General features: G+C 73.6%; 6 protein-coding genes and 2 pseudogenes. 2 read left to right on the top strand and 6 right to left on the bottom strand.

Translation table 11 applies throughout. The features are described 5' to 3' along the window. Nucleotides 1–734, bottom strand: a 734-nt coding sequence (locus tag ACFTZL_RS09060) for a hypothetical protein (RefSeq protein ID WP_382579872.1), incomplete at its 3' end; no start/stop codon positions are given. Then, nucleotides 731–1,597 (bottom strand): phosphatase PAP2 family protein, encoded by an 867-nt coding sequence (locus ACFTZL_RS09055; protein WP_382579871.1) that lies wholly within the window; start codon nt 1,595–1,597, stop codon nt 731–733. The genes ACFTZL_RS09060 and ACFTZL_RS09055, both read right to left, overlap by 4 nt. Nucleotides 1,598–1,762: 165 nt before the next feature. On the opposite strand from ACFTZL_RS09055, the gene ACFTZL_RS09050 reads away from it, so the two are divergent. Further along, complete coding sequence (locus ACFTZL_RS09050; RefSeq protein WP_382579870.1) at nt 1,763–2,374, top strand: TetR/AcrR family transcriptional regulator; 612 nt, start codon at nt 1,763–1,765, stop codon at nt 2,372–2,374. Nucleotides 2,375–2,534: 160 nt separating this feature from the next. Here the strand turns inward: ACFTZL_RS09050 and ACFTZL_RS09045 are convergent, their stop codons facing one another. The 4 genes and pseudogenes from ACFTZL_RS09045 to ACFTZL_RS09030 all read right to left on the bottom strand — a co-directional run bounded on the left by ACFTZL_RS09045 (nt 2,535) and on the right by ACFTZL_RS09030 (nt 6,395). Next, a complete protein-coding gene (locus tag ACFTZL_RS09045) occupies nt 2,535–3,587 on the bottom strand; it encodes a hypothetical protein (RefSeq protein WP_382579874.1) in 1,053 nt (350 codons plus the stop codon). A 246-nt stretch (nt 3,588–3,833) separates the two neighbouring features. Beyond that, a pseudogene (locus ACFTZL_RS09040) lies at nt 3,834–3,950 on the bottom strand (DUF2510 domain-containing protein); the annotation flags it as partial. Nucleotides 3,951–4,007: 57 nt separating this feature from the next. Continuing rightward, nucleotides 4,008–5,071, bottom strand: a pseudogene (locus ACFTZL_RS09035) (anhydro-N-acetylmuramic acid kinase). 22 nt (nt 5,072–5,093) lie between these two features. Next, a complete protein-coding gene (locus ACFTZL_RS09030) occupies nt 5,094–6,395 on the bottom strand; it encodes an MFS transporter (RefSeq protein WP_382579869.1) in 1,302 nt (433 codons plus the stop codon). 180 nt (nt 6,396–6,575) lie between these two features. On the opposite strand from ACFTZL_RS09030, the gene ACFTZL_RS09025 reads away from it, so the two are divergent. Further along, nucleotides 6,576–9,260: an ATP-binding protein gene (locus ACFTZL_RS09025; protein WP_382579868.1), complete on the top strand. Its 2,685-nt coding sequence runs from the start codon at nt 6,576–6,578 to the stop codon at nt 9,258–9,260. Nucleotide 9,261 lies beyond the last annotated feature (1 nt).

The raw sequence follows: 9,261 nt of genomic DNA, 5'->3' as shown, positions 1-9,261 counted from the left end.
CCCTGGAGGCGTTCGCCCAGCAGCGACAGCCCGATCGCCGCGGCGGCCAGCGGGTTGGCCAGGGTCACCATCGCGAGCGGGGCGCCCAGGCCGCCCCGGTACGCCACCTGCGACAGCATCAGCCCGCCGGCCGCGAAGGCCGCCACGAGCAGCGCCACCCCGACCACCTGGACGCTCAGCAGCGGACCCGACCGGTCCGTCGCGGCCACCGTCACGGTCTGGGTGAGGGCCGAGGCGACTCCCGACGCGATGCCGGACGCGGTCGCGTGCCGCAGCCCGGGGCGGCTGCCCGGCCGGGACAGCACCCCGATGAGGGCGGCGGTGGCACCCGCCACCGCCAGCGCCTCGGGAACGCTCAGCACATCGTCGGGCGCCGGGCCGGATGCCGTGACCAGGATCGCGCCCAGGCCGAGCAGCGTCAGCGCGGTGCCCTTCCACTCGGCCGTGCTCACCCGCCGTCCCGCGAGCCGCGCCCCCATGGGCACCGCCGCGACCAGAGTCAGCGCGCCGAGCGGCTGGACCACGGTCAGCGGCCCGTACCTCAGGGCCACGACGTGCAGCAGCGCGGCCGACGCGTTCAGCCCGACCGACCACCACCAGGCGCCGCTGCCGAGCAGCCGCAGCACGCCCGAGCCGGGGGAGCGGGAGGCGAGCCGCTCCTGGGCGACCGCCGCTGCCGCGTAGGCGACGGCGGAGACGAGGGACAGGGCGACGGCGACGACGACGGCGTTCATCGGCCGGCTCCCGCGAGTGCCTGCTCCTCGGTTCGGTCCTGGGCCGGGACGAGCCTGTCCTGCGCGCGGCCCGCCGTGGTCGCCGTGCGGTGCGGCGAGCGAAGCGAGATGGGGGTCCCCCCGGACGAAGTCTGGGGGAGGATCACGGCGAGCGCGAGGCCGAGCAGGGCCGTCGCCACGATCGCGTCCAGCCAGTAGTGGTTCGCGGTACCGACGATCACCAGGAGCGTCAGCAGCGGATGCAGCAGCCACAGCCAGCGCCGGCGCGAGCGGGTCGCGACGATCAGGCCGATCGCCACCATCAGGGCCCAGCCGAAGTGCAGCGACGGCATCGCCGCGAACTGGTTCGAGAGGGAGTCGGTCGCGGGATCGCCGTAGACCGACGGCCCGTACACGCGCGCGGTGTCCACCAGGCCGGTCGCGGCCAGCATCCGGGGCGGGGCGAGCGGGAACAGCAGGTGCAGCGCCAGCGCGGCGGCGGTGACGGCGGCCAGAACCCGGCGGGCCCACACATAGTGGGCCGGGCGGCGCAGATAGAGCCAGACCAGGAAGGCGACGGTGGCCGGGAAGTGGACGGCCGCGTAGTAGGTGTTCGCGATATGCGCCAGACCGTCGCCGTGCAGCAGCAGGGACTGCACCGCCCCCTCGCCGGGCAGATGGACCGCTCGCTCGAAGTCCCACACGCGCTGTGCGTTGTGGAAGGCCTCACCGGTGTGGCCCGTGGCGAGCTGCCGGCCGAACTTGTAGACGAGGAAGAGCCCTGCGACGAGCAGGAGCTCCCGGACGAGCGGCGGTCGGGCTATGACGTGCGGCGGTCGCGCTGTCGCGTCGGACCCCGGCGCAGGCTCGGTGCGGGCATTCATCCCCCGGCCCCTTCGGTGACGGTGGTGCTGTTATCGGTACGAGTGCGTACCGATACGCCAGTGTACCGATACGGTCGCGTTCCGGTACACTGGCGTATCGATAGATGTAGAACACACTGCCGGCCGGAATTTTCCGGCCGCCCGAGGGAAGCCAGGAGCACGGTCATGACGTCGCAGGCTGCGGACGACCGACCCGAGCCGGTCGGTGCCACACGCCGCTCCAAGATCACGCCGGAGCGTGAGCAGGAGTTCTTCGACGCCGTGCTGGAGCAGCTCCGCGAGTGCGGCTACGACTCCGTCACCATGGAGGGGATCGCCGCCAGCACCCGCTGCAGCAAGTCCACGCTCTACCGTCAGTGGAAGACCAAGCCCCAGTTCGTGGCGGCGGCGCTGCGCTCCCACCGGCGGACGAGGTGCATCGACACCGGCTCGCTCGCGGACGACCTGCGTGAGGCCGCCCGGGCGGCGGGGGAGCTGTCGGGCCGGGACACCCAGCTCCTCCAGGCGCTCGCCCACGCGGCCCCCCAGGACCCGGAGCTGCAGCGCGCGTTGCGCGAGGCGCTGATCGAACCGGAGATCGCCGCGCTGAAGGAGATCATCCGGCGCGGGGTCGAGAGGGGAGAGGTGCCCGCCGATCACCCGGCGCTGGAGTACATCCCGGCGCAGATGTTCGGCGTCCTGCGGGTGCGGCCCGTCCTGGAGGGCGAGTGGGCCGACCCGGAGTATCTGGTCCGGTTCGTGGAGGCCGCCGTGCTGCCGGCTCTGGGCCTGAGATGAGACCCGGGCCGCCGTCCACGGGATGACCGGACGGTGACCCGATCGCGCCGACCCGTGGGGACGGGGGCGGCGCGCACCCCCCGGCCGGGTGGGGTTCCCCTGTGAGCGGCAGGGGCGCCCCACCCGGCCGACCGGTGCCGGGCGGGGTGGTTGTTCCCTGTCAGACGCCCTGGCCGTTGCCGCTGCCCGTCGACACCTTGATGCCCTTGGTGATGTCGTCCAGGACGGACTCCTTCTGGTCGGCGTCCACGCCGAACCGGACGACGACCATCTGCTTCGCGTTCGCGGGGGAGGGGAACGCGAGCGACTCCACGATGCCGTCGGCGCCCTTGGTGGTGACGGCCTTCCAGCGGACCAGGTAGCCCTTCTGTCCGGCCACGGTCACCGCCTTGGAGGCCAGTACGTCGTGCGAGGTGATCCCGCCGTAGGACTTGCCGCCGTAGGACTCGTCCGCGTTGGCCGAGATGTCCGCCTTGGCGATCTCCTCGGCGGTGCTGCCCTTGGTGCCGAGGGCCAGGGCCGGTGCGGAGTAGGCTCCGCCCTTCGTGCAGGTCGAGGAGGTGTCGCCGGGGCACTTGTAGGAGTCGTCGGACGTGACCTGCGCGCCGACCGTGATCTCCTGGCCGTACCAGCCCTTCGGGATCGGCATGCTGATCCCGCTGACGCCGTCGGTCACCGACCCGCTCCTGATCTTCGGCGGCTCGGACCGCTCGGGAGACGGACTCTGACCACCGGAACCGCCGGAGCCGCCATTGCCTCCGGATCCCCCCGAGCCGCCCGGCCCGCCGAACGGCCCGCCCTGGCCACCGGGCGCGCCCGGGCCGCCCGGCCCCTGCGAGGTGGCCGAACCGCCGCCCGAGCCGCCGTTGCCGGACAGCGCGTACACCCCGACACCGATGCTCGCGAGAACAACGACGGCCGCCCCCACGGCAATCCCGACCCGCAGTCGGCTTCCCTTCGCGGCCGGGGGTGCGGCGGGGTATCCGGGATACGCACCGGCGCCCGGGTACCCGGGGGTGTTGGGGTATGGAGCCGGCCCTGGAGGTTGTCCGGGCGTGCCTGGATATCCGGGGGTGCCTGGGTACGCGGTGGCGCCCGGGTGTCCCGCGGCGCCCGGGTGTCCGGGGGCGCTCGGATGTCCGGTGGTGCTTGGGTATCCGGGAGGGCCTGGGTGTCCAGCGGCGCTGTCATGAACGGCAGTGTCTGGATGCACGGCAGCAGCCGGATCCCCCGGAGGGGCTGACTCACCCGCAGCGCCCGCGCTTGCCGCACGAGCAGGATCGTCGGCGGCGCCCGAGTCTGTCGCAGAGACCGAACCTGCTGTAGGGGCTGTAGGGGTGGGCTCGCCCGCAGTGTCCGAACCCCCGGGGCCGGAGCCCGCGGTAGCGGCCGAACCGGCATTCTCGCCCGGGTCCCCCGCAGAAGCCGAACCCTTCTCGGCCGCCGGATGCGTCGGCGGCTGGGCCGGACGGATGCGGGCCGTCCAGGCCTTGCCGTCCCACCAGCGCTCGGTGGCGGGCCCGTCACTTTTCTGTCCGGGGTCCGGGTACCACCCGGAAGGAGTCTCCTGCGTCATGCCCCCACCGTATGAGGCGTCGGTGAAAGAGGCATGAGAGGAGTCGACCAGGATCGGTCATTCCAGGAGCAACCGGGTGGGACGCAGGCGGGCGGGCGGTGGCAGCCGCAGTCCGTCCCGGCCCGGGGTCACCGATCCCAGCACGCTGGGATGCCGGGCACCGGTGCTCGCGGGTGAGGTGCCGGGCAGGCCGTGCAGGGTCAGGAATCCCAGGACGGCGAAGGCGTAGGCCTCCTTCGCCCCGGACGGCAGCCCCAGTTCGTCCGAGGCGCGCACCGCCACCCCGGGCAGCAGATCCCCGAGCATCCTCATCAGCACCGGGTTGCGCGTCCCGCCGCCGGAGGCGATCACCTCCGTCGCGCCCACCGACCGCACGGCGTCCGCCACGGTCCGGGCCGTGAGCATCGTCAGCGTGGCGACGACGTCCTCGGCGGGCAGCGTCCCGAACCCGGCCAGCGCGTCGCGCAGATGACCGAGATGGAACAGCTCCTTGCCCGTCGTCTTGGGCGCGGGCAGCGCGTAGTACGGCTCCTGGAGCAGCCGGTCCAGCAGCGGCCCGCGCACCCGGCCGCGCGCGGCAAGGGCCCCGTCCGTGTCGTAGGACAGGGCTCCGCCGCTGAACCCCTGCGCCGCCGCGTCGATCAGCGCGCAGCCCGGCCCGGCCGGCCGCGCAGCCACAGCAGGTCGACCAGGCTGACCAGCGGGGCGCCCTGCCCACCGGCGGCGATGTCACGCGGCCGGAAGTCGGAGACGACCGGCAGTCCGGTCGCCTCGGCGATCCAGGCCGACTGCCCGAGCTGGAGCGTGCCGTGGACCTCTCCCTCGGCGACCCAGTGGTACACGGTCTGCCCGTGCGAGGCCACCGACTCGGCCCGTCCCTCGCACAGTTCGCGGTCGGCCCGGAGCGCGGCCGCCGCGAAGGCCTGCCCGATCAGGGTGTCCAGCCGGCACACCTCGCCCAGCGTGGTGGTCCCCGGCGGCAGGGCGGCCGACAGGGTCTCGCGCAGCTCGCCGTCGTACGCCTCGCTCACCATGCCGAGCGGCTTCAGCACCAGGCTGTCGCCGACGAGGTCCAGCTCGGCCGCCGCCGCGTCGATCGCGTCGTACGACGTGCCGGACATCAGACCGATCACCCGCATCGCTTCAACCAGTCCTCTCCTCCACCGCTTTCGCCCCGCGCACCCTTCGCGAGGGCAGCGTGAGCAGGGCCGGTACGCTCACCGCGCAGGCCGCCGCCGCGTAGTACGCGGGGATGTCCACGCTCCCCGTCCGCTCGATCGTCTCCGTGATGATGAGCCCGGCGCACCCCGAGAACACCGCATTGGACAGCGCGTAGGCGAGTCCCAGGCCCGTGCAGCGCACCCGTGTCGGGAACATCTCCGACAGCATCGCCGGGCCCGGCCCCGCCATCAGCCCCACCACGGCACCCGCGCCGCACACCGCCACACCCTTCACGGTGTTCGAAACGCCGGGATCCTGCAGAAGGTTGAGCAGCGGCACCGAGAGGACCACGACCAGCACGGCGCCCGTCAGCATCACCGCCCGACGGCCGAGCAGGTCACTGAGCAGCCCCGCCGGCACGATCGTCACCGCGAAGCCCAGATTGGCCAGCACGGTGGCGACCAGCGCCTGCTGGAAGGTCGCACCCAGCGAACTCTGCAGATACGACGGCAGCACGACGAGGAACGTGTAACCGGCCGCGGCCCAGCCCATGATCCGCCCCGCGCCCAGCGCGATGGCCCTCGCGACCTCGCGCGGGGGAGGTGTCTCCCGCGACCGCTCCGCCACGAACTCCGGTGTCTCGTCCAGCCGCAGCCTCAGCCACAACGCCCCGAGCCCCAGGGGCAGGGTCAGCAGGAACGGCAGCCGCCAGCCCCACGCGCCGAGCTGCTCCTCGGTCAGCACGGTGGCGAGCAGCGCCGCCGCGCCCGCGCCGCCCAGCAGCCCCAGTGCGACCGTGAACGACTGCCACGACCCGTACAGCCCCCGCCGGCCCGGCGGAGCGAACTCCGTCATCACCGACACCGCCCCGCCGAACTCCCCACCGGCCGACAGCCCTTGAAGCACCCGCAGGAAGGTGAGCAGCCAGGGCGCCAGCGCACCCGCCTGCGCGTACGTCGGCAGTACACCGATCAGCGTCGTCGCCACCGTCATCAGCGTGATCACCAGGACCAGCACCGGCCGACGGCCGACGCGGTCCCCGAGACGGCCGAAAAGCGCCGCCCCGACCGGTCGGAAGAAGAACGCGAGCGCGAACGACGCGTACGTCTTCACGAGAGCCTCGATCTCGCTGCCGCCCTCCGGCGTGAAGAACCGCGCCGCGATGATCGTCGCGAAGTAGCCGTAGACGCCGAACTCGTACCACTCGATGAGATTGCCCACCGACCCCGCGACCAGCGCCCGCCGGCCGCGCCGTGTGTCCCGTCCCTGGTGAATGAACGTCACCTCCCGTACCGTTGTGCCTTGTTGACCCGAAGGGGGCTGGTGGCGGGCCGGTTGCGCCGTCCGATCGTCGTCGGTGTCACCCGTCACGGCAACAGGTGCCCGGACCGCCCTCCGCTCAGGCAACCGGACGGCTACGCTCGACGTCTGTACGTCGTTCGGGCGACTTGGGGAGGTAGCGGGATGACGGAGGTACGGCCCACGGCCGGCGCCTCGGCTTCCCTGTGGGAGCGCGACGAGGAAGTCGCCGCCGTCGCGCGGGCGGTCGACGGCCTGTGCGCGGACCGCTCCTCGTCCGGCGGACTGCTGGTCTTCCGGGGCGAGGCCGGACTCGGCAAGACCACGCTGCTGGCCGAAACCCGCCGTATCGCCGAGGCCCGCGGCTGCACGGTCTGGTCGGCACGCGGCGGCGAGACCCTCAGGTCGGTCCCCTTCAACGTGGTACGGCAGTTGCTGCAGCCGGCGCTGGTGTCGATGCTCCCGGAGGAGGCCCGCGAGTACCTCGGCGACTGGTACGACATCGCAGGCCCCGCCCTCGGCATAGCGGAACCCGGCGACCGGCAGGCCGACCCGCAGGGCGTGTGCGACGGACTGGTCGCCGCCGTGCGCCGGCTCGCCCGCCGGGACTGGCCGCTGGTGCTGCTGATCGACGACGCCCACTGGGCCGACCAGGAGACCCTGCACTGGCTCGCCGGCCTCGCCGATCGCCTCGACGAGATGTCCGTGCTGGTCGTGATCACCCGCCGCCCCGGCGAGGTCTCCGGCACCAGCGCCCGCCACCTCGACACCGTCGCCGCCGCCGCGGACGGACCCGTCGCGACACTGAGCGCCCTCACTCCGGACGCGACGGCCGGACTCACCCGCGCCACCCTCGGCCCGCACGCCGACGCCGCGTTCTGCCGCGAGGTCTGGGCCGTCACCGCGGGCAACCCCTACGAGACCGTCGAACTCCTCGCCAAGGTGCAGGACAGCGAAGTCGAACCGGTCGAGGCCCGGGCCGGGGAGCTGCGCGAACTGAACCGCTCGGCCCGCGGCGGCGGCCTCGTCGCCCGCCTGGAGGAACTCGGCATCGACGCGACGCGGTTCGCCTGGGCCGCCGCCATCCTCGGCACCGGCATCTCCACCGACCTGGTCGCCAAGCTCGCCACCCTGGGGTCCGACGACGCCCGCCGCTGCGCCGAACTGCTGCGCACCGCCCGCATCCTCACCACACCCGACCCCGCGACCGGCCGCAGCGCCGACGGCGATCTGGAGTTCGTCCACCCGCTGATCGCCACCGCCGTCTACAACTCCATACCCGACGCCCTGTGCACCGCCATGCACGGCATAGCCGCCCGGATCGTCACCGACGAGGGGCGCGGCGCCGCCGCGGCCGCCCGCCACCTCCTCGAAGTCCACCCGGACGACGACGAGGAACTCGTGGGGCAACTGCGCGAGGCCGCCCGCGAGCACCTCGCCGTCGGGGCCCCCGACGCCGCCCGCCGCTGCCTGGAGCGCGCCCTGAAGGAACCGCCCCGGCCCGAGTCCCACCCGCACGTGCTGTACGAACTGGCCGAGGCCACCTTCCTCACCGCGCCCGCCCGCACCATCGGCCATCTGCGGACCGCGCTCGGCATGCCCGGCCTCGGCGGGGACAAGCGGGTGGACGCCGTCTTCCGCCTCTCCCAGGCGCTGCTCCACAACGACCAACTGGAGGAGGCGGTCCGCACGGTCGAGGCGGAGGCCGCCCGGCTCCGGCCCGGGCCCGCCCGGATGCGGCTCCAGGCCGTGCACTTCATGTGGGAGGGCATACACGCCGGCGAGGCCACCTCACCCGACCGCTCCCGGCGGCTCGCCGACCTCGCCGGCACCTGCACCGGCCGGGACAACTCCGAACGCGCGCTGCTCATGCTGCGCGGCTTCGACGCCCTCATGCACGGCGAGAACGCGGAGGAGGTCGCCGAACTGTGCGACCGCGCCCTCGTCAACGGCCGCCTGGCCCCCGGGCTCGGCTGGACCGACACCGAGTGGGGCATCGAACTGCTGCTGATGCTGGCCAACGCGTACGCCTTCACCGACCGCCTCGACCGCGCCGAGACCCTCTACAACGAGGCCCTGCGCGCCTATGAGACGGCCGGCTGGAGCGGCGGCCACCTCGCTCTCGCCCACGCCTACGTCGGGCTCGGCCACCGCAGGCGGGGCCGGCTGAAGGAGGCGGAGACGTCCCTGCGCGAGTCGCTGCGCCTCGCCGAGCGCGTCGGCCGCGGCCTGCCGCTGTACTGGTCCGCGACCTGCAACCTCGTCGACACGCTGCTCGCCCGCGGCCATGTCCAGGAGGCCTGGGAGGTCGCCGAACGGTACGGCTTCGCCCCGCCCTACCCCTCCACCATCGTCCTGCCGGACCCGCGCTCGGTGCGCGGCCGGCTGCTGCTGGCCGTAGGCCGCACCAAGGACGGCATCAACGAACTGGAGGCCGCCGAGAAGGCGGCGGCAGCACGCGGTCACCACAACCCCGTGCTCGTCCCCTGGGCGGCCGACCTCGCCCGGGCCCTCAGCACCGAGGACCCGGCCCGTGCCGCCCGGCTCGCCGTCGACGTCCGCCGGCAGGCCGAGCGCTTCGGCACGGACACCGCCATCGGCGAGGCCCTGCGCTGCGCCGCCGCCCTGGAGACCGGGCAGCGCGCGGTCCGGCTCGCCGCCCAGGCCGTCACCTTCCTGGAGGCGTCGCCCTGCCAGTACGAGCACGCGGCGGCCCGTATCGAGTACGGCATCGCGGCCCGCTCGGTGAGCGACCTCGAACGCGGACTGGACCTGGCGGTCTCGTGCGGCGCGGACGGACTGGCGGAGCGGGCGCGGGCCGTGCTCAGGGCCGGCGTCGGACCGGTGTAGC

Source organism: Streptomyces sp. NPDC056948 (genome assembly GCF_042674225.1).
Lineage (GTDB): Bacteria > Actinomycetota > Actinomycetes > Streptomycetales > Streptomycetaceae > Streptomyces > Streptomyces purpurascens.
This window is presented reverse-complemented; position numbering and strand designations above follow the sequence as displayed.

What these genes read in the sequence shown, in the direction of transcription:
- ACFTZL_RS09055 (WP_382579871.1), bottom strand. Translation starts at nt 1,597, where the DNA reads ATGAATGCCCGCACCGAGCCTGCGCCGGGGTCCGACGCGACAGCGCGA.
- ACFTZL_RS09050 (WP_382579870.1), top strand. Translation starts at nt 1,763, where the DNA reads ATGACGTCGCAGGCTGCGGACGACCGACCCGAGCCGGTCGGTGCCACA.
- ACFTZL_RS09025 (WP_382579868.1), top strand. Translation starts at nt 6,576, where the DNA reads ATGACGGAGGTACGGCCCACGGCCGGCGCCTCGGCTTCCCTGTGGGAG.